Genomic DNA, 18,790 nt, shown 5'->3' on the forward strand with positions numbered 1-18,790 from the left:
GTACCCGTCATGCCGGCACGCGCGTGACCGCCACGGCGGCGGCCGGTGCCGGTACGGGTGAAGGCGCGGGGGCGGGTGCGGGGGCGGATGCGGGGGCGGGCGCCGCGCTCGGGGCCGTACGCGTCAGCAGCAGTACTCCGCGCGCCGCCGCGAGCGCGCCGGCCGTGGCGAACAGGAGCCCCAAGGCGCCGCCCTGGAGGCGTTCGCCGAGCAGGACCATGCCGATGGCGGCCGCGGCCAGCGGGTTGGCCAGGTTCACGACGGCGAGCGGCGCCCCGAGCCCGCCCCGGTAGGCCCGCTGCGACAGCAGCATCCCGCCGACCGCGAACACCACGACGAGCGCGGCCACGGAGACGACCCGCACGCTGAGCAGGGCCCCGCCGCGGCCGCCCGCGACGGCCACCGTCTGCGTCAGGGCGGAGGCCACGGCGGAGGCCAGCCCGGATGCCGTCGCGTGCCGCAGCCCCGAGCTCACGTCCCGGCGTGCGGTCAGCAGCACGATCGCGAAGGCGGTCGCCCCGGACACGGCGAGCGCCTCGGCCAGGGTGAGGGTGTCGTCGGGGGCCGGTCCGGAGGCCGGGAGCAGCAGCAGGCCGAGCCCGACGACGGTGGCCAGGGTGCCCCGCCATTCGGTGGCCGCGACCCGGCGGCCGGCTCCGCGGGCCCCGAGCGGGACGGCGGCGACGAGGGTGAGCGCACCGAGCGGCTGGACCAGGGTGAGCGGGCCGTAGCGCAGGGCGGCCGCGTGCAGCAGCGCGGCGCCGGCGTTCAGCCCGGCCGACCACCACCAGGCCCCGTTCCCGAACAGGGCACCGGCACTGCGCGCGACCGCGGCCCGGGCGAGCCGCTCCTGGGCCACGGCGGCGGAGGCGTAGGCCACGGCGGAGGCGAGGCAGAGCGCGACGGCGAGGACGGTGGCGTTCATCGGCCGACCCCCACGACCTCGGAACCGGCCCCCACGACCTGGGAGCCGGCCCCCACGACCTCGGAGCCCGCCGCGGCCATCTCGGAACCCCCCACGACCTCGGCCGAGGCCTCCTGGGACGTCCCGTCCGCCCCCGCGGCGTTCCGCGGGCGCGGCAGGTGCCGTACGACGGGCAGCGAGCCGGTACGCACCTGCGGGCGCGGGACGACCAGCAGCGCCCCGCCGAGCAGCACGGTGGCGACGATCGCGTCGAGCCAGTAGTGGTTGGCGGTGCCGACGACCACGAGCAGCGTCAGCAGCGGGTGCAGCAGCCACAGCACGCGCCAGCGGGACCGGGTGGCGGCGATCATGCCGAGCGCCAGCATCAGCGCCCACCCGAAGTGCAGCGAGGGCATCGCGGCGAACTGGTTGGCCATCGTGTCGGCGGCGGGCGCGGCCCGGTAGACGGAGGGCCCGTAGACCAGGCCGGTGTCCACCAGGTGCGCGGCGTGGAGCATCCGCGGCGGTGCGAGCGGGAAGGCGAGGTGCAGCGCGAGGGCGGCGCCGGTCAGGACGGCGAGTACGCGCCGGGCCCACAGGTAGTGGCCGGGTCTGCGCAGGTACAGCCAGACGAGGAAGACGGCGGTCGCCGGGAAGTGCACGGCCGCGTAGTACGTGTTCGCGGTGTGCACGAGGGCGTCCCCGTGGAGGAGCAGCCGCTGGATCGCGCCCTCGCCGGGCAGGTGCAGGGCGCGCTCGGCGTCCCAGATCCGGCCGGCGTTGCGGAAGGCCTCGTCGGTGCGGTCCGTGGAGAGCATCCGGCCCGCCTTGTAGACGGCGAACAGGCCCGCGACGAGCAACAGCTCACGTATGAGGCGTCGCCGCTGCCCGGTTGCCGGGCCGTCGGCCGGCCCGCCAGGTGTCGTGTGGGAGCTCATTCCCCCAACTCTCTCTTCCTGTACTCGCGCGCCGCTTGAACGCGGATGGTGCGGATGGTCACGCGCTGGGTTCGCCGGTGTACGGCGACCGGAGCCGGCCGCGTGCACATCGACACGCCAGTGTATCGATACATTCGCGTATCGATACGCTGGTGTACCGATACGCTTGCGTTCCCGTACACTTTCCCTACGGAACCAACCGCCGCGGAGCCCCGAGGAGAGCCGCTCACCATGACGTTGACGCCGCCCGCCGCGCGCCGCTCCAAGATCACCCCGGAGCGGGTGCAGGAGTTCTACGACGCCGTCCTGGAGCAGCTGCGCGAGCACGGGTACGAGGCCCTGACCATGGAGGGCGTCGCCGCCCGGGCCTGCTGCGGGAAGTCGACGCTCTACCGGCAGTGGAAGACCAAGCCCAAGCTCGTCGCGGCCGCCCTGCGCGCGAACCGGCAGGGCACGCTGGTCGCGGTGGACACCGGCACGCTCGCCGGCGATCTGCGCGAGGCGGCCCGGATCGCGGCCGGCAACTCGGGGCGCGACACCCGCCTCACCCAGGCCCTCGGGCATGCCGTGCTCAGCGACGAGGAGCTGCAGGCGGCTCTGCGCGAGGCGCTGGTCGAACCGGAGCTGACCGCGTTCGACGCGATGGTGGCGCGGGCCGTGGCGCGTGGCGAGGTCGCGGCGGACCACCCGGCCCTGGAGTTCCTGCCGGCCCAGCTGATGGGCGTGCTGCGGATCCGGCCGGTGCTGGAGGGGCGGTACGCAGACGCCGACTACCTGGTGCGGTTCGTCGACGGGGCCCTGTTGCCCGCACTGGGCCTGGCCCCGATCCCCGTCCCGGACGAGAACCGGGCTCCGGCCCCCTGAACCGGTGGGCCGCCGTCGCGATGACCTGACGGCGATCCGCCCGCGCTGCCTCGTGGGGACGGCGGCAGCGCGCCACCCGGACGGGGCGGTGGTCACTCACTCGAGGGAGTGACCACCGCCCGGTCTGCGCGGCCCCACGTCAAGCCTCACGCCGAAGCCCACGTCAAAGCCCACGTCAAAGCCTCAGGCCGAGGCCTGAGGCCCACGCCGTGCGTCAGGACCGCAGCGCGCCCATGACCCGGGCGAACTCCTCCGGATCGGCGTCGAAGCCCCGTACGGCGGAGTCCAGCGACCAGACCCCCGAGGCGTCGCGCGTGAACTCCGCGACCGTGGCCGCGGTGGCGGCCGGGACCCCCGCGAAATCGGTCACCGCGAGATCGGTGTAGCCCTCCCGGATCCGGACCCCCGTACCGCCTATGGCCGCGAAGGTCTTCGTACGGGCGCCGCGCGGGCCGGTCTCCTGGATGACCACGCCCACCACCACCCGCCCCAACGCCGGTGCCATCCGGTTCAGTTCGAGGGTCATGACCTCGTCGAACCCGAAGCCCTGACCGGTGTGGCTGTCGCGGTTCAGCGTGATGGTGCCGTCGGGCGAACGGCTGCCGAAGTGCACCAGGTGAACCGGCTCCCCATGGGGGTCCGCAGCGCCGTACACCGCCGCGATGATGTCCAGGTCGTGGGCGGGCGTGCCCGAGGGGCTCGGATCCCACCGCAGGGCGATCTCCACCTTGGCCAGGCTCTTGCGTACTCCGCTCGTCGTCGACGTGCTCACCGAACTCCCCCTCCGCTTGCCGGGCGTTGCCCGGCCATGCTTTCACGCCGCGGCCCCGCCGGCCCGGACGAGCGTACGTTCCCGGCCAGTTGGGCCGATTCCCCAGGGGCCCGGACACGACGCGCACGATCTGCGGCCACGCCCGCGACCGCGGCACATCCACCCCGATCGCCACCGTCACTCTCAGCGACCGATCCACTCCGACCGACGCGCACACCAGGCCGCATTTGTCCCGTTCGAAGCACAATGCACCGTAGAAACGCCCGTCACGCCGGATCGTTACCTCAAGTTTTGCTCAATTCCAGTGACACCGCGCCCACGGTCTTCCTAGCTTCCTCGTACACGCGTCTTGACGCTTCGTACGAACCCGCGGTTCCACCCGCTGCCGGCGATCCCGCCAGCGCGTCCCGCGTACCCGAGGAAAGAGTGCAGCATGAAGGTTCCCCAGGCCGGTGCTTTGGCCGCAGTGATCGGCCTCGCCCTGACTGCCACGGCGTGCGGCGGTGACGACGGCCCCAAGGGGAACCTCTCCATCGGCATCAAGTTCGACCAGCCGGGTGTCGGGCTGCGCGAGCAGGGCGGGGTCTTCTCCGGTTTCGACGTGGACGTCTCGACGTACATCGCCAAGGAGCTGGGCTACAAGCCCGAGCAGATCGAGTTCAAGAAGGTCGACAGCTCCGACCGCGAGCTGCTGCTCCAGTACAACGAGGTCGAGTTCGTCGCGGCCAGCTACTCGATCAACGACAAGCGCAAGGAGAAGGTCGACTTCGCCGGCCCCTACTTCCTCGCGCACCAGGACCTGCTGGTCCGCGCCGACGACACCACGATCACCAAGGCCGAGGACCTCAACAACAAGAAGCTCTGCTCGGTCACCGGCTCCACCTCGGCGCAGAACGTCAAGGAGAAGCTGGCTCCCAAGGCGAGCCTCCTGGAGCAAGACGGCTACTCCGACTGCGTCATCGCGCTCCAGGACGGCGTGGTCGACGCCATGACCACCGACAACTCCATCCTGGCCGGGTATGCCGCACAGAAGGCCAACACGGGCAAGTTCAAGCTGGTCGGGCTCAGCCTGAGCAACGAGAGCTACGGCATCGGCATCAAGAAGGGCGACAAGGAGCTCCAGGGCAAGATCAACGCCGCCCTGAAGAAGATGGTCCAGGACGGGTCCTGGGAGGCGGCCGTGAAGAAGAACTTCGGCCCGGCCAACTACACGAACGAGCCCGCCCCCGTGATCACGACCGGCAGCTGACGATCGTCGACGCGGTGGCCGGATCCGACCAGTCGGAGTCGAAGGCGGCGTTCACCACGTAGAGGCGTCCGCCGTGGACCGCCGCCGTCGTCGGCTCGTCGAAGCGCGGATCGGTGATCTGCTTGACGAACCGGCCCCGGCGGCCGTCCGCGCTGAGCGTGAACACGTCGACGGCGTAGTCCCAGTTGCGGACGACGTACAGCGTGCGGCCGTGCACCACGAGCCCGTCGCCGTTGGCCACCGATCCCCCGTCGAGCGGGACCCTGGCGGCGGCGCCGGTGCGCGGGTCGACGCGGAACAGCGCCTGCGCGTTGTCGTTGACCACCAGCAGCGCCCGGCCGTCCGGGGTCCGCTCGATGCCGTTCGAGCCCCAGACCTGGCCGCCGGGCGGGGTCGGGACCCAGTCACCGGTGAGCGCCACGGCCCGCGGGGCCTGGCCGGAGCCGACGCCGACGCCGACGCCGACGCCGACGCCGACGGGCAGGAAGTACAGCACGTCGTTGAAGGAGTCGGTGAACCAGGCCCCACCGCAGCCGACGACGACGTCGTTGACGAAGGCGCTCCCGGTGGCCGCCTGGTGGGTGGCCAGCACCCGGCCGTCCCCGGCGTGCACGACGCGGATCCGGCCGTCCGAACCGCCCGCGACGAGCAGTCGGCCGTGCCCGTCCAGCTTGAGCCCGACAGACATCGCGCCGGGGCCCTGCCCTCCGGTCAGGATCCGCCCGGCCCCGGTGGCGAGGTCCACGCGGTAGATCGCACCGTCGGTCAGCGACCCCGTGTACGCGAGCCCGCCCGGCGAGACGGCGATGCCCTCGGGCTGGAATCCGGGCGGCGTGGGAAGGGTGTCCGGCCGGGACGCGGTGGGCCGGGCCTGGGCGAGCGGTGCGAGCGGCCCCACGAGCGCGGCACCGCCGAGGGCTGCGGCCGCGCCGAGGAAGCTGCGCCGGCCCAAGGGTCCAGTCACGGTGGTGTCCTTTCAACCGCCCTGTGGACAGCGGTGGTTGCAATGCGTCGGTTGACCCTCCCACCTCAGCACACCACAACCGCCCGGTCAGCCCCGGTCCCGGACCCTTCACAAGGGAATGGGGAGCCTCCCCTTCGTCCGGCACGTACAGCAGGCACCAGGGGCAGAATCCAGCCTTCCGACACATGGATTTTACCTGTAAGGCACATGACAATGTGAACCTCTGCTCTGCCACCTGACGCCCCGCCAACTGCCATGGCGGGGGCGGTGCCTGCGAAGAGGTATCCCCCACACCATGAGAATCTCCCCACGAACCCCCTGGGTCGCCGGGCTCGCCGTAGCGGCCCTGGTCCTCATTCCGGCCACTGCGTCGGCCGGCCCCCAGCGGACGGCGGCTCCCCACGCCGACGCGGTCGCCACCACCACCGCGACTTCGGTCGACTCGTACTACGCGGCCGCCGAGGGCAAGACCGGAGCTGCGCTGAAGACCGCGCTCCACGACATCATCAAGAACCAGTCCAAGGTGACCTACGACGGCGTGTGGAACGCGCTGAAGGTGACCGACCAGGACCCGGCGAACCCGAACAACGTCATCCTCGTGTACTCGGGCCGCTCCCAGTCCAAGTCCACCAACGGCGGCGGCGTCAACGACTGGAACCGTGAGCACGTCTGGGCCAAGAGCCACGGCGACTTCGGCACCGCCACCGGCCCGGGCACCGATCTGCACCACCTGCGCCCCGAGGACGTCACGGTCAACAGCACGCGCGGCAACAAGGACTTCGACAAGGGCGGCAGCCCGGTCGCGGAGGCCCCCGGCAGCTTCACCGACTCCGACTCCTTCGAGCCGCGCGACGCGGTCAAGGGCGACGTCGCCCGCATGCTGCTCTACATGGCCGTCCGCTACGACGGCGGCGACGGCTTCGCGGACCTCGAGATGAACGACAAGGTCAACAACGGCACCGCCCCGCTCTTCGGCCGGATCACCCTGCTGAAGCAGTGGAACCAGCAGGACCCGCCGGACGCCTTCGAGCAGCGCCGCAACCAGGTCATATTCGACACCTTCCAGCACAACCGGAACCCGTTCATCGACCACCCGGAGTGGGTCAACTCCATCTGGTGACCGAAGCCTGAACCACGGCCCGGAGGCCGCCGCCCCGCGGGGTGGCGGCCTGCGAGGGTTGGGCCGCGCCAGGTCGGGTATTCGCAGGTCAGAAGCTGCGGTGCGCGCCGCCCGGCGACGGCAGCCGAGGGAGGTCGTCATGGACGGAGCCGGACTGTCCGACCACGAGCGGCGCGCCCTCTCCGCGATCGAGGCCGATCTCAAGGGTGACCGCTCCCTCGTACGGATCCTGCGCTCCGCGCACACACGCCCGCGTCACCGCACCCTGGCCGCCTGCCTTCTCGGTGCGGTGACGCTGGCCCTGCTGGTCGCGGCCTCGGTCACCGTCTCACTGCCGTTGATCTGGGGTTTCGCCGCGGCCTGGACCCTGACCGTGATCCTGGCCCTGCCCCTGCTCGGCCAGTGGGTCCGGCGCCGCTGGCAGCGCACGGGCCGCCCGTAGACGCCCGGCGCCCGCCGCCCGGCGGCTCACTGCTCGCCGAAGACCATCCACTTCCCCGGCTGCGCCATGGGCGCGAACCCCGCCTTGGCGTAGACGGCGTGGGCATCGGCGGTGGCGAGCAGCACCCGGCGCAAACCGTACGGGGCCAGGTGGTCGCGGACGGCTGCGGCCAGGCCCGTCCCCAGGCCCTTGCCGCGTACGGCGGGATCGATGTAGACGTCGCACAGCCAGGCGAACGTGGCCCGGTCGGTCACGACGCGGGCGTAGCCGAGCTGGGCGCCCGAGGCGGTGTCGTAGACGCCGAAGTTCAGGGAGCCCGCGATGGCCGCGTCCTGCTTCTCCCTGCTCCGGCCGAGGGCCCAGTAGGCGTCCTGTGACAGCCAGCGGTGGATCAGCGCGGCGTCGAGTCGGGCGGGGTCGGTGGACAACTCGTAGCCGTCCGGCAGCTCACTGTTCATCCCGGCATCCAAGCAAGGCGTACGGCGGTCGGGCCAGCGAATATGAGCGGACGTGCGGGGTCACCCCGGAGGCTGGAGCCGGTCCGCGAGGGCCTTGAAGTCGGCCCAGGCGGGCTGCGGCGGGCGGCTGTCCCAGACCTTCTGGGACAGCGCGGCCAGGGGCAGCCGGATCCCCTCGGCGACCTGGGCCTGGGTCTGGGCGCCGGCCAGGTCGCACCACACGGCGAGCCGGGCGCCGAGTATCTGCGCCGCGTACCGGGCCGGCACCGCGGTGGTGCCGCGCAGCACGAGCGGGGTCCACTGCTCGTAGATCCGCTTGCCGGTGGGGTAGGTGAACTGGTTCGGCTGGCCGAGCACGTAGTAGAGGTACTCGTCGTTGAGGTTGACGAGCTTGCGGCCCTCGCGCAGGTACTCCAGCGGGGGCCGGGCCCCGAGCTCCTTGCCCGTCCAGTACTCGACCTGGATGTCCTTGGCCGCCTGGACCACGCCTCCGGTGAAGAAGCCGTCGTTCCACGCCTTGGGCGCCTTGCCCGCCGGACGCACCACGTCCGCACGGTCGTTCAGCCAGCCCTCCGCCAGGTCCTGGATGCGCGCCGAGGGTCCGTACTTCTGCTGCGCCGCCCGCGCGAGCTGCGGGAAGGAGGCCTGCGGGTCGCGGTACACCAGTGCCTGGTACTCGTCGGCGCCCAGGTGCCAGAACGCGCCGGGGAACAACGGCAGGTACTCGCGGAGCAGTTCGTCGATGAGCTTGGCCGAGGCCGGATTGGATATGTCGACGGCGCCCTTCACGGCCCTGCCCTGGACGTCGCGCAGTTGGAGGGCGGGGTAGGCGCGCAGCACGGCGCCCAGGTGCCCGGGCGAGTCGAGCTCGGGCACGACCGTGATGTGCAGGCGGGCGGCGAGGGCGTTGATCTGCCGGACCTGGGCCTTGGTGAGGTGCGGCGTGGAGACGATCTCGGGGTGGGTGTCGGACTGGATCCGGAAGGCCTGGTCGTCGGAGAAGTGCAGGCCGAGCTGGTTGAGCTTGAGGTCGGCCATCCGGCGCAGCTGGTCCTCGATCCAGCCGACGGTGAAGTTCTTGCGGGCTATGTCGAGGTTCAGGCCCCGCTGGGGCTTGGCCGGGCCGTCGCGCACGGTGCCCTCGGGGGCCGATCCGGCGGACTTGACCTCCTGTTTGAGGGTGCGGGTTCCGTAGAAGACCCCCGCCTCGTCCGGGCCGGTGACGCGGACCCGGCCGCCCTGGACGGTGAGGGTGTAGGACTCGGGCGGTCCGGAGTTCTTGGCGCCGAGGGCGAGTTCCACGTCGCCGGGGCGGGCGTCTGCGGTCTCGGCGAAGCCCATGCGCAGTTCACCGGCGAGCAGCTTGCCCTCGTCGGCGAGGGCGGCGGCGTTCGCCGGCGGTACGACGACCCGCGCGTCGGCGGCCGGTCTCCAGCCGGGGCCGCGGGCCGGGACGTGCTCGCGTACGGCCGGGATGGTGCGCGGGGCGGTGGACAGCGCGTACGAGGGCGTCGGCGAGGGGGCGGGCGCCGAGGTGTCCGGCGCGGCGGCGGTGGCGGCACCGGCGGAGGAGCCCGTGGTGTCGGCGCCGCCGGGGCTGCGGGCCTCGTCGGAGGCGGCCGTGCAGCCGGGGACGGCAAGGGAGACCAGCGCGGCGACCGCTGCCGTAGCGATGACGTGGCCTCTCGCTGGCTGCCTGGACCGGACCTGTCTGGACTGTCGCATCATGCACCCCTGCACCCCTGCACCCCTGTTCCCCCGTACCAACGTGGCACGGGGGACGGGGGCCCGCGACCCGGAGGCCGGGGCGGGGGCCTCAGACCAGCGCGTCGAGGGCGGCCGAGGCGAAGGCGTGGTCCTGGGCGGGGGCGCCGCCGCCCACGCCGACGGCGCCGATGAGCCGGCCGTCGCGGTGGACGGGCAGGCCGCCCGCGATGAACAGCAGCGGCCGGTCGAGGGCGGTGGGCAGGGTGTGGAACAGCCCGCCCGGCTGGACGGCGTCGACGAGGTCGGCGGTCGGGGCGTCGAGCTGGAGGGCGGTGAAGGCCTTGCGGGTGCTGGTCTCGCCGGAGATCAGCACGGCCCGGTCGTCGCGGCGGAAGGCGAGCAGGTGGCCGCCGGCATCGAGGACGGAGACGCTGACCGTGACCCCGGCCTGCTCGGCGGCGGTGCGGGCGGCGGAGAGGAGGCGCTCGGCGTCCCCGGTGGTCAGCGGGGCGACGGCGGTGCGGGCGGGGGCGGTGGCGCTGGACATGCGGGTTTCTCCCGGATCGTGGTGCAAGGGGTACGACGGGTGGCCGTGGGTCAGTGGTGGACGGGCACGCGGGCTTCGGCGGGGGCTCCGGCCGCGACGACCCGGCCGCCGCCGGGGCGGGCGGCCGTACGCCGCTCCAGCGCGCCGGAGACGAGGGCGAGGACCAGGGCGGAGGCGGCCAGGGCGGCGCCGACCCAGTTCGGGGCGGTCCAGCCGAGCCCGGCGGCGATGACGAGCCCGCCGAGCCAGGCGGCGAGCGCGTTGCCGAGGTTGAAGGCGCCGATGTTGACGGCGGAGGCCAGGGTGGGGGCGCCGGCGGCCTGGTCGAGGACCCGCTTCTGCAGCGGCGGCACGGTCGCGAAGCCCAGCGCCCCGATCAGCACGATCGTGGCGGCGGCGCCGATCTTGGTGTGGGCGGTGAGGGTGAAGACGGCCAGGACGACGGCCAGGGCGCCCAGGGAGACGTAGAGCATCGGCATCAGCGCGCGGTCGGCGAACCGGCCGCCGATGAGGTTGCCGGCGACCATGCCGAGGCCGAACAGGACGAGGAGCCAGGTCACGGAGGTGTCGGCGAAGCCGGCGACGTTGGTCATCATCGGAGTGATGTAGGTGATCGCGGCGAAGACGCCGCCGAAGCCGAGGACGGTCATCGCCATGGCGAGCAGCACCTGCACGTTGCGGAACGCGGCCAGCTCGTGGCGGATCCGGACGCCTTCGGGCCGGGGCAGCTCGGGGACCAGCTTGGCGATGCCGAGCAGGCCGAGGACGCCGAGCGCGGCGACGATCAGGAAGGTGACGCGCCAGCCGAGGGTCTGGCCGACGAGGGTGCCGAGCGGGACGCCGACGACGTTGGCCACGGTCAGGCCGGTGAACATCATGGCGATCGCGCCGGCCTTCTTCTCGGGGGCGACCAGTCCGGCGGCGACCACCGAGCCGATGCCGAAGAAGGCGCCGTGGGCGAGGGAGGCGACGACACGGCCGGCGAGCATGACGCCGAAGGCGGGCGCGAGCGCGGAGAGCACGTTGCCGGCGACGAACAGTCCCATGAGCAGCATCAGCATGCGCTTGCGGGGGATGCGGGTGCCGAGGACGGTCATGAGCGGGGCGCCGAGGACGACGCCGAGGGCGTATCCGGTGACCAGGAAGCCGGCGGTGGGGATCGAGACGCCGTAGCCGGCGGCGACCTCGGGGAGCAGGCCCATGATCACGAATTCGGTGGTGCCGATCCCGAAGGCCCCGATGGCCAGGGCGAGGAGTGCGAGAGGCATGAGGGGGTGCCCTTCAAAGGGGGAGGTGGTGGTGCGGTGGTGCGTGGTGCGGTGGTGTCGTGCGCAGTCGCGGACGGCACTTGCCGTCGCCGCTTACGTGCGTCCACATTAATTGCAGACGCGGGATATTTGCAAGCGCGGGCTATTGCGGACGTGGCCTATCCTGGGAGGGCACCTGTGGGGACACGGGGAAACCGGGCACCAGGGACACGGTTCGAAGGAGCAGCCCATGACGGCCACCGACAGCGCACTGACCGGCCTCGCCCAGGGCTGGTGCGCCCTCTCCCTGCTGCACGGGCGGATCGAGGCGCACATCGAGCGTGCCCTGCAGGCCGGACACGGCCTGAGCGTGCGCGAGTACTCGCTGCTGGACGTCCTGAGCCGCCAGCACAGCGGCCCGGGCGGCCACCTGCGGATGCACCAGGTGGCCGACTCGGTGGTGCTCAGCCAGAGCGCGACGACCCGGCTGGTCAGCCGGCTCGAGGACCGCGGGCTGCTGAACCGCTACCTCTGCGACACGGACCGGCGGGGCATCTACACGGACGTGAGCGAGGCCGGCCTGGCCCTGCTGGCCGCCGCCCGGCCGACCAACGACACGGCGCTGCGCGAGGCGCTGGACGAGGCCGCACGCAAGCCCGAACTCGCCCCGCTGGTCGCAGCCGTGGAGAACACCCGGTCTAGCTCTTAGAGGGCCCCGCGCTCGGCGGCGGTGAGGACGACACCGGCGTGGACGAGGGCACGGCGGACGGGGACCTCGACGGCGGGACCGCGGAACGCGCGCCCGACGGGGTCGGCGTCGGCCCGGGCGCCTGCGCAGAGCGGGTCCCGGGGGCCCTGGACGGCGGAGGGGACGGCACCACCGACGGATGCGGACTGCCGGTTCCCGTACCGGAATCCGGTGTCGGCCCGGGTCCGGTGATCTCGGGCGGCGAGGCCGGCGGCACCGGGCGGGGCGGGGCGGCGTCCGGGGCCAGTACGAAGTACCCGGCCACGGCGGCGGCAGCCGCGGCCAGTCCGGCCAGCGGCAGCGCGAACCGGCGCAGGTTCGACCGCAGCCGCGCGGCCGGCAGCCGGCGCAGATGGGGGCCCGGCGGATCCGCGGGGCGCAGCTCGCGGACGGTGATCCCGCCCGCGCGGGCGTCGAGGGCCTGGCGCAGCCTGCGTTCGACGGGGCGTTCGCCGTGCGTCATATCCGTCCCTCCAGAATCCGTTCCAGCGCGTCCAGGGCGCGGCTCGCGTTCGACTTCACCGCGCCCCGGCTGATCCCGAGGGTGGTCGCTATCTCGGCCTCGCTGAGCTCGGCCCAGTAGCGCAGTACGAGGACCTGCCGGCGGCGCGGGGTCAGCCGGCCGAGGGCGGCGAGCACCTCGCGGTGCGCCTCGTCGAGGACGACGTGGTCCTCCGCGGACGGGATGTCGGCCGCCGCGGGCGGGGTCCACGCGCGGGCCGTGCGTCTGCGGCGCAGCACCGACCGGGAGGTGTTGACGACGGCGGTGCGCAGATAGCCGAGTGCGTTGTCGACCTCGCTGATCTGTTCCCCGTGGCGCCGGTACAGGGCCGTGAAGGCGTCCTGGACCACGTCCTCGGCGGTGGCCAGGTCGTCGACGAGCAGCACGGCCAGCCGGACCATGCGCAGCCGGTGTGCGTGGTAGAGCTCGGAGACGGTGGGCTGCGGCGCATCCCCGCGCAGGGCGGCGTCGTACGCCGACCCGGGCCCGTGTCCCAGGCCGTTCGGCTGCGTCGTCGGCGGGGTGGCGCGCTCGCGGCGCAGCAGCAACGACCACAAGCCCCGCCACGCCCGGCCGAGGCCGAGCGTGAGGGGGCGTGCGGACGGTACGGGTGGGGCGAGGTGGAGCACAGTTCCCGAGTCCCTAGCCGTTGGCGCGGCGGCGGACGGCGTAGAGGGTGCCGGCGCCGGCGGCGATGAGCGTGGCGGCACCGGCGCCGATGGCGGCGGTGGTGGCGGAGGAGCCAGTATGCGCGAGCTCGTCCCCGGCCGGCGAAGGGGCCGCCGTGGGCACGGCGCTGGGCCGGGCCGTCGGCGAGACACTCGGCGCGGCCGTCGGCGAGACGCTCGGCACGGCCGTCGGCGAGACGCTCGGCGCCGTCGGCGGGACGCTGCGCGAGGGGGCGGGCGCGGCGCTCGGCATCGCGCTCGACGGCGCGCTGGGGGCGGGCGACGGGGTGGCCGAGGCCCCCTGTGCGGCGAAGGCGGGCCCGGCGAGCGCGAGGACCGCCCCGGCGGCGGCAGCGGTGGCGGCCGCCCGGCGGACGGTCAGGGGGACGCGCTTCAGGTTCATCACAGTGGTTCTCCACGGTCGGGTCACGGTCGGTGCGAGGGCGCGGAATGCCGCCCTTCACCCCCGCACGACGCGCGACCCCGCGGGAGGTTGCCGCCGATTGCGAAAAACTTTCTGCGAACCGTCAGGCCGTGGGCAGCGGGATCCTGCGGACCACCTCGAAGCTGAGGTTCCCGTACGCGGTGAAGAAGGCGGCGGCCGTGAGTTCGGTGGCGCCGCCCGGGTCGCGGGCGAGGACCTTGGCCCGGCGGGCCGTCCTGTCCAGCTCCGGCGCGTGCCGGCGGCCCAGCCGGACGGTGCGCGTGACCCCGTCGGCCCTGACGTTCAGGAAGCAGTCCCAGGTGCCGGGCGGGATCGGGCCGCCCCCGGCCACCGTGGTCAGGTCGAGCTCCGCCAGGAAGCCGGCCATGGTCAGCTCCGGGTCCAGCTCCGTGAGCTCGGGCGCGGGGCGGGCCTGGACCGGTACGAGGTGCTCGCTGCCCGTCTCCCGCGCCCGCAGTACGAGCTCGCTCTCCATGCGGCCGGTCCCGAGCGTCTGGATGTACGCGTGGCCGGTCAGCCGTACGCGGCCGCCCTGCCAGGTCAGTGACGCCAGCCGGTGCGGCGCCTTGAGCTTGTCGGTCACGTCGAAGAGCACGTCCGGCAGGCCCGCCGCCGGATCGCGGAACAGCGGGTAGCAGCGGTAGACGCGGCCGTTGTCGACGATCTCCTGCGGCGCCGGCTCCTTCGCCGGGTCGTACTCCATCAGCTGCTCGAAGGCGCTCAGCGGGCCGCAGGCGAACGCGTAGAGCCGGATCCAGTCGATCCGCGGCAGTTCACCGCCCATGTCCGGCTTCCAGTACGTCTGCACCAGCGCCCGGGACCGCTCGTACACCTCGGACGTGAAGCCGGGGTTCTCGTGGCGGGCCTCGACGGCCGGCCGCAGCGCCGTGCGCAGCAGGCTGCGGAAGTGCCGGCCGAGCATGCGGCGCCGTCCCACCGGGTCCTGCACCCGCTCGGCCACCAGGGCCATGACGCGCTCGATGTGCGCCACCGTCTCGCCCGCGGTGCGGACGCGGGCGGTGATGTTCTGCCCGTCGTCACGCAGGCGCAGGAAGTAGCAGTCGTAGTCGCCGACGACCGAGATCTTCCCGGCGGCCAGGAACACCCCCGTCACGAAGATCTGGTCCTCGCCGTACCAGAGGTCGTCCGGGTAGCGCAGGTGCGCGTCCTCGATGACCTGGCGGCGGATCAGCTTGGCCGAGTGGAGCGAACGGTAGACCTCGGAGGTGTAGAGGTCGGCCTCCTCGGCATGCCGGTGGGCCTTGTCCGAGACCGTCCGGCCGAGCCCGACCTGCTTGGCGAGCACGACGTCGCTGCCCTGGGACTCGGCCATGTCCAGCAGCCGCTCGAGTGCCTCGGGGCCGAGGTGGTCGTCGGCGTCGAGGACGAAGACGTACCGGCCGCGGGCCAGGTCCAGGGCCCGGTTGCGGGGCCCGCCGGGGCCGCCGGAGTTCGGCTGGTGCAGGACGCGCAGCTGCGGATACCGGGCGGCGTAGCGGTCCAGTTCGGCGCCGCCGCCGTCGGTGGAACCGTCGTCGACCGCGATGACCTCCAGGCGGTCGGCCCCCAGGGTCTGCCCGAGCACCGAGTCGAGGCACTCGTTCAGGTAAGGCATCGCGTTGTAGACGGCGATGATCACGGATATGTCGGGGACGGACGCGTGGTGCATGCACCAGAGCATAAAGTTCGCCCCCGGCACCCCCGGAGGCGGTGTCCGCGGGAGGCCGGGCGGGGGCGCCGCCAGGGGTGTCGCGTCGGTCAGCGGAGGCCGCCGAGGGCGCGGCCGAGGAGGGCGATGCCCTCCTCCAGCTCGCCCGGCGGGCCCGCCGCGTAGCCGAGGACCAGCCCCGGGGAGCCCGGCCGGATGCGGTGCCAGGACAGCGGGTGGGCCTTGACCCCGAGGGCCAGGGCCGCCGCCGCGAGGGCGGTGTCCTCGAAGGCCGCGCCGTCGAAGGTGACCATCAGGTGCAGGCCCGCCGCCGCTCCGTGGACCCGGGCGCCCGGCAGGTGCGCGTCGACCGCCCGGAGCATGGCGTCGCGCCGGCGGCGGTGGCGGCGCCGGACGAAGCGCAGGTGGCGTTCCAGCTCGCCCGAGTCCATCAGTTGGGCCAGCACCAGCTGGGCGAGGACCGGATTGCCGAGGTCGGCGTAGCGTTTGGCGGCGACCACCGCGTCGCGCAGGCGCGGCGGGACCAGCAGCCAGCCCAGGCGCAGCGCGGGGGCGAGCAGTTTGGACACGCTCCCGGCGTAGCAGACGCCCTCGGGGAGCAGGGCGCGCAGCGCGGGGACCGGTGCGCGGTCGTAGCGGTGCTCGGCGTCGTAGTCGTCCTCGATGACCACTCCCCCGGCCGCCGCCCAGCCGAGCAGCTCCCGGCGGCGCTCCCCGTCGAGCACGACCCCGGTCGGGAACTGGTGCGCCGGGGTCAGCAGCACCGCCCCGGCTCCGCTCGCCCGGAGCGCGGCCGTGTCGAGGCCGCTCCCGTCCACCGGTACCGGCACCGTCTCCAGCCGCCCGTACTCCAGCTGCTGCCGTGCTCCGAGCGAGCCGGGGTCCTCCACCGCGACCCGCCGTACGCCGTCCTCGCGCAGCACGTGCGCGAGCAGGCCCAGCGCCTGGGCGACGCCCGCGACGACGACGATCTCGTCGGGGTCGGCGCGGATCCCGCGGTTGCGGGCCAGCCAGCCGGTGACCGCCGCCCGCAGCGCGGGCGTGCCCTGCGGGTTGCCGTAGCCGAAGTCGGCGGGGGTGAGCCCGGCCAGCACGCGCCGCTCGGCCTGCAGCCAGGCCGTACGCGGGAAGGCGGTGAGGTCGGGCACCCCGGGCGAGAGGTCGATCCGGCAGGGCACGGCACGCAGCGCGTCGACGAGCGGCCCGGCAGCCCCCGGCCGGTCGGGGCCGTCGAGCCCGGCCGGCCCGGCCGGGGCGAGCGGCCCACCCGGGGCGAGCGGCGCGGCGACCACGGTCGTGCCTGCGCGGCCGCGGCCGAGCACCTGGCCGGCGTCGGTCAGGCGCTGGTAGGCCTCGGTGACCAGGCCGCGGGAGACGCCGAGCTCCGCCGCGAGCACGCGGCCCGCCGGGAGCCTGCTGCCCACCGGCAGCGTGCCGTCGGCGATGGCGGCGCGGATGCGGGCCGCCAGCCACTCGGTACGGCCGCCCGGCGGCGCCTGGGCGATGTCGAGCTGCAGGAAGTCCGAGCCGCTGACGGACTCGGCCCTTTTGGACCCCTTGGATCGATGCTCTTCGGCACTGTCCACGGGTCCAATGCTGGCAGAGCCTGGGCCGTATGAACACCTCCCCCGGCACGCTGCGCGACCTCGCGCCCGGCACCCTCGGCATGGTGCTGGTCGGCAGCAGCGTCACCGTCTCGCGTTCCCTGGTCCACGCCCCGCTGTTCGCCACCCAGGCCGTCCGCTACGCGGCCGCCACCCTGCTCCTCCTCGCGTTCGCCCGGGTCGCCCGGGTGCCGGTCCTGCGGCCGCGCGGCCGGGAGTGGCTGTGGCTGGCCGGGATCGCGGCCACCGGGCTCGTGCTGTTCAACGTGGCCGTCGTCCGCGGCGTCGCGCATGCCGAACCGGCCGTGATCGCCGTCGCGGTGGCCTCCGTACCCGTCCTCCTCGGGGTGCTCGGCCCGCTGCTGGAGGGCCGCGGCCCCAGCCGCAGGATCCTCCTCGCCGCCCCCGTGGTCGTGGCCGGGGCCGTCCTCGTGGAGGGCACCGGCCGCACCGACGCCGCCGGGGTGGCCTGGGCCGCGCTCGCACTGGCCTGTGAGGCCGCGTTCACCCTGCTCGCCGTACCGGTGCTGCGGCGGCACGGGCCGTGGGGGGTGTCGGTGCACGCGGTGTGGCTGGGCGCCGTGATGCTGGGGGCGCTGACGCTGCTCACCGAGCGCCCTGCCGATCTGCCGGCCATCGGTCCGACGCAGTGGGCGGCCGTCGGGTACCTCGCCGTCATGGTGACCGCGGTGGCGTTCCTCCTCTGGTACCGCACGGTGGCCGCCGTCGGCGCCGGCCGGGCCGGGCTGCTGACCGGGGTCGCGCCCCTCGCCGCAGCCGCCGTCGGCGCACTCTCGGGCGGCGGGACGCCGGGGGTGGCGGTGTGGACCGGCCTGGTCGTGGTGGTCGCCGGACTGGCGGGCGGGCTCCGCGGCCCGCAGCCGGGGCCGCCCGTACGGAAGGAGCCGCGGCTCCGGAAGGACACGCGGCCCCGGAAGGAGCCACGGCAGCGGAAGGACCGGGCGCCCGCGTCCCCTTGAGCGCCCCGGCCCGGTGGATCACAATCCGCAGATGCCGACGCCGCCGCACACCAGCACCCCCTCCAGCAGCCCCCCGTACAGCAGTTGGATGCGGTACTTCTCCCCCACCGCCAACCACCGGCGGCTCGGCCTGGTCTGCCTCGGCGTCGGGATCCAGCAGGGCCTGCTGCCGACGGTCGGACCGCGGGCCCTGGACCACCACGTCGCCGTGGTCGTCACCCGGGGGCGGGGCTGGTTCAGCCACGGCGGGCGCCCGCCTCAGCCGGTGTGCGCGCCCGCGCTGCTCTGGCTGGTGCCGGGGGTGGAACACCACTACGGACCCGACCCGGAGACCGGCTGGGACGAGTGCTTCGTGGACTTCGCGGGCCGCAGCGTGGAGGCGTACACCGACCTCGGCTACGTCACCCCCGACCGCCCGCTGGTGCCGCTGAGCGGCACGGAGGGGGTACGGCACGTGGTCGACGGGATCGTGCGGGCGGCCCGTCGCGGCGGCCCGCTGCTGGAGGTGGAGGCCGCCGCGGCCGTGCACGGACTGCTCGTGGCGCTGCGCTACGCCCGCGCCGAGGTGTCCCGGCACGGGGACGCGGTGATGGACGCCCTGGCCCGGGACGCACTGCTGCCCATCTCGGTGGCCGAGCACGCGGCCCGGCTCGGGATACCTCTGCCCGAACTGCGCGGGGCCGTACGGCGCAGCACCGGGGAGGGGGTCAAGGAGTACCTCCTCGGGATCCGGCTGAGCCGGGCGAAGGAACTCCTGGCCCGGACCGACCTGCCGGTCGCCGGGGTCGCGCGGCGGGTCGGATACGAGGATCCGGCGTATTTCAGCAGGCTGTTCAGCCGCCGGGTGGGCATGGCTCCGGTCCGCTTCCGCGCCCAGCAGTCCGTACGGAGCCCGGTCAACTGACGCGGTACGGGGGCCAGGTCAACTGGCGCGGTACGGGAGCCAGGTCAACTGGCGCGGT

20 protein-coding genes are annotated in these 18,790 nt (G+C 73.8%); 7 read left to right on the forward strand and 13 right to left on the reverse strand.

All coding sequences use genetic code 11. The features are described from left to right. Window positions 1-7: 7 nt before the first annotated feature. Window positions 8-925, reverse strand: coding sequence for a hypothetical protein (locus ACZ49B_RS25245; RefSeq protein WP_468309922.1), 918 nt, complete (start codon window positions 923-925; stop codon window positions 8-10). Next, window positions 922-1,842: a phosphatase PAP2 family protein gene (locus tag ACZ49B_RS25250; protein WP_468309925.1), complete on the reverse strand. Its 921-nt coding sequence runs from the start codon at window positions 1,840-1,842 to the stop codon at window positions 922-924. Before ACZ49B_RS25250 ends, ACZ49B_RS25245 begins: the two co-directional genes overlap by 4 nt. 231 nt (window positions 1,843-2,073) lie before the next feature. Between ACZ49B_RS25250 and ACZ49B_RS25255 the strand changes: the two genes are divergently transcribed. Then, the gene (locus tag ACZ49B_RS25255) at window positions 2,074-2,706 is read left to right on the forward strand and encodes a TetR/AcrR family transcriptional regulator (protein WP_468309928.1); all 633 of its coding nucleotides are present in this window, start codon (window positions 2,074-2,076) and stop codon (window positions 2,704-2,706) included. Between the two features lie 214 nt (window positions 2,707-2,920). Here the strand turns inward: ACZ49B_RS25255 and ACZ49B_RS25260 are convergent, their stop codons facing one another. Further along, a complete protein-coding gene (locus ACZ49B_RS25260) occupies window positions 2,921-3,478 on the reverse strand; it encodes a TerD family protein (protein ID WP_468309931.1) in 558 nt (185 codons plus the stop codon). 433 nt (window positions 3,479-3,911) lie between these two features. Here ACZ49B_RS25260 and ACZ49B_RS25265 point away from each other — a divergent pair, with 433 nt between their 5' ends. After that, a complete protein-coding gene (locus tag ACZ49B_RS25265; RefSeq protein WP_468309933.1) occupies window positions 3,912-4,727 on the forward strand; it encodes a glutamate ABC transporter substrate-binding protein in 816 nt (271 codons plus the stop codon). On the opposite strand, the gene ACZ49B_RS25270 is transcribed toward ACZ49B_RS25265, so the two are convergent. Beyond that, entirely contained in the window at window positions 4,711-5,691 is a 981-nt protein-coding gene (locus ACZ49B_RS25270) for an SMP-30/gluconolactonase/LRE family protein (RefSeq protein WP_468309936.1), read from the reverse strand. The two genes, ACZ49B_RS25265 and ACZ49B_RS25270, sit on opposite strands and share 17 nt — an antisense overlap. 295 nt (window positions 5,692-5,986) lie before the next feature. Between ACZ49B_RS25270 and ACZ49B_RS25275 the strand changes: the two genes are divergently transcribed. Continuing rightward, window positions 5,987-6,811, forward strand: coding sequence for an endonuclease I family protein (locus ACZ49B_RS25275; protein ID WP_468309939.1), 825 nt, complete (start codon window positions 5,987-5,989; stop codon window positions 6,809-6,811). 139 nt (window positions 6,812-6,950) lie between these two features. Further along, window positions 6,951-7,253 carry a DUF3040 domain-containing protein gene (locus tag ACZ49B_RS25280; protein ID WP_468309941.1) on the forward strand — a complete coding sequence of 101 codons (303 nt, stop codon included), beginning with the start codon at window positions 6,951-6,953 and terminating at the stop codon, window positions 7,251-7,253. 26 nt (window positions 7,254-7,279) lie between these two features. Here the strand turns inward: ACZ49B_RS25280 and ACZ49B_RS25285 are convergent, their stop codons facing one another. The 4 genes from ACZ49B_RS25285 to ACZ49B_RS25300 all read right to left on the reverse strand — a co-directional run bounded on the left by ACZ49B_RS25285 (window position 7,280) and on the right by ACZ49B_RS25300 (window position 11,233). Next, on the reverse strand, window positions 7,280-7,711 hold the full coding sequence (locus ACZ49B_RS25285) for a GNAT family N-acetyltransferase (RefSeq protein WP_468309944.1): 432 nt from the start codon (window positions 7,709-7,711) through the stop codon (window positions 7,280-7,282). A 60-nt stretch (window positions 7,712-7,771) separates the two neighbouring features. Then, a complete protein-coding gene (locus tag ACZ49B_RS25290; protein ID WP_468309946.1) occupies window positions 7,772-9,439 on the reverse strand; it encodes a beta-N-acetylhexosaminidase in 1,668 nt (555 codons plus the stop codon). A gap of 88 nt (window positions 9,440-9,527) precedes the next feature. Beyond that, window positions 9,528-9,965 (reverse strand): GlcG/HbpS family heme-binding protein, encoded by a 438-nt coding sequence (locus tag ACZ49B_RS25295; protein ID WP_468309949.1) that lies wholly within the window; start codon window positions 9,963-9,965, stop codon window positions 9,528-9,530. A 50-nt stretch (window positions 9,966-10,015) separates the two neighbouring features. After that, window positions 10,016-11,233, reverse strand: coding sequence for an MFS transporter (locus tag ACZ49B_RS25300; RefSeq protein ID WP_468309952.1), 1,218 nt, complete (start codon window positions 11,231-11,233; stop codon window positions 10,016-10,018). 229 nt (window positions 11,234-11,462) lie between these two features. Between ACZ49B_RS25300 and ACZ49B_RS25305 the strand changes: the two genes are divergently transcribed. Then, window positions 11,463-11,921 carry a MarR family winged helix-turn-helix transcriptional regulator gene (locus ACZ49B_RS25305; protein WP_468309954.1) on the forward strand — a complete coding sequence of 153 codons (459 nt, stop codon included), beginning with the start codon at window positions 11,463-11,465 and terminating at the stop codon, window positions 11,919-11,921. Here the strand turns inward: ACZ49B_RS25305 and ACZ49B_RS25310 are convergent. From ACZ49B_RS25310 to pdxR, 5 genes are all read right to left on the reverse strand, one after another. Next, window positions 11,911-12,423: a hypothetical protein gene (locus tag ACZ49B_RS25310; RefSeq protein WP_468309957.1), complete on the reverse strand. Its 513-nt coding sequence runs from the start codon at window positions 12,421-12,423 to the stop codon at window positions 11,911-11,913. The genes ACZ49B_RS25305 and ACZ49B_RS25310 overlap by 11 nt on opposite strands. Continuing rightward, window positions 12,420-13,091, reverse strand: a complete 672-nt coding sequence (locus ACZ49B_RS25315) for an RNA polymerase sigma factor (protein WP_468309959.1) — start codon at window positions 13,089-13,091, stop codon at window positions 12,420-12,422. Before ACZ49B_RS25315 ends, ACZ49B_RS25310 begins: the two co-directional genes overlap by 4 nt. Window positions 13,092-13,104: 13 nt before the next feature. Then, window positions 13,105-13,533, reverse strand: a complete 429-nt coding sequence (locus ACZ49B_RS25320) for an LAETG motif-containing sortase-dependent surface protein (RefSeq protein ID WP_468309961.1) — start codon at window positions 13,531-13,533, stop codon at window positions 13,105-13,107. Between the two features lie 124 nt (window positions 13,534-13,657). After that, a complete protein-coding gene (locus tag ACZ49B_RS25325; protein ID WP_468309963.1) occupies window positions 13,658-15,244 on the reverse strand; it encodes a glycosyltransferase family 2 protein in 1,587 nt (528 codons plus the stop codon). An 89-nt stretch (window positions 15,245-15,333) separates the two neighbouring features. Further along, window positions 15,334-16,830: a MocR-like pyridoxine biosynthesis transcription factor PdxR gene (gene pdxR / locus ACZ49B_RS25330; RefSeq protein WP_468309965.1), complete on the reverse strand. Its 1,497-nt coding sequence runs from the start codon at window positions 16,828-16,830 to the stop codon at window positions 15,334-15,336. Window positions 16,831-16,859: 29 nt separating this feature from the next. On the opposite strand from pdxR, the gene ACZ49B_RS25335 reads away from it, so the two are divergent. Further along, window positions 16,860-17,828 (forward strand): EamA family transporter, encoded by a 969-nt coding sequence (locus ACZ49B_RS25335; RefSeq protein ID WP_468309967.1) that lies wholly within the window; start codon window positions 16,860-16,862, stop codon window positions 17,826-17,828. A 31-nt stretch (window positions 17,829-17,859) separates the two neighbouring features. Next, window positions 17,860-18,732 carry a helix-turn-helix domain-containing protein gene (locus ACZ49B_RS25340; RefSeq protein WP_468309969.1) on the forward strand — a complete coding sequence of 291 codons (873 nt, stop codon included), beginning with the start codon at window positions 17,860-17,862 and terminating at the stop codon, window positions 18,730-18,732. Window positions 18,733-18,790: the final 58 nt, after the last annotated feature.

The sequence above is a fragment of the Streptomyces sp. NPDC031132 genome, from assembly GCF_055570595.1.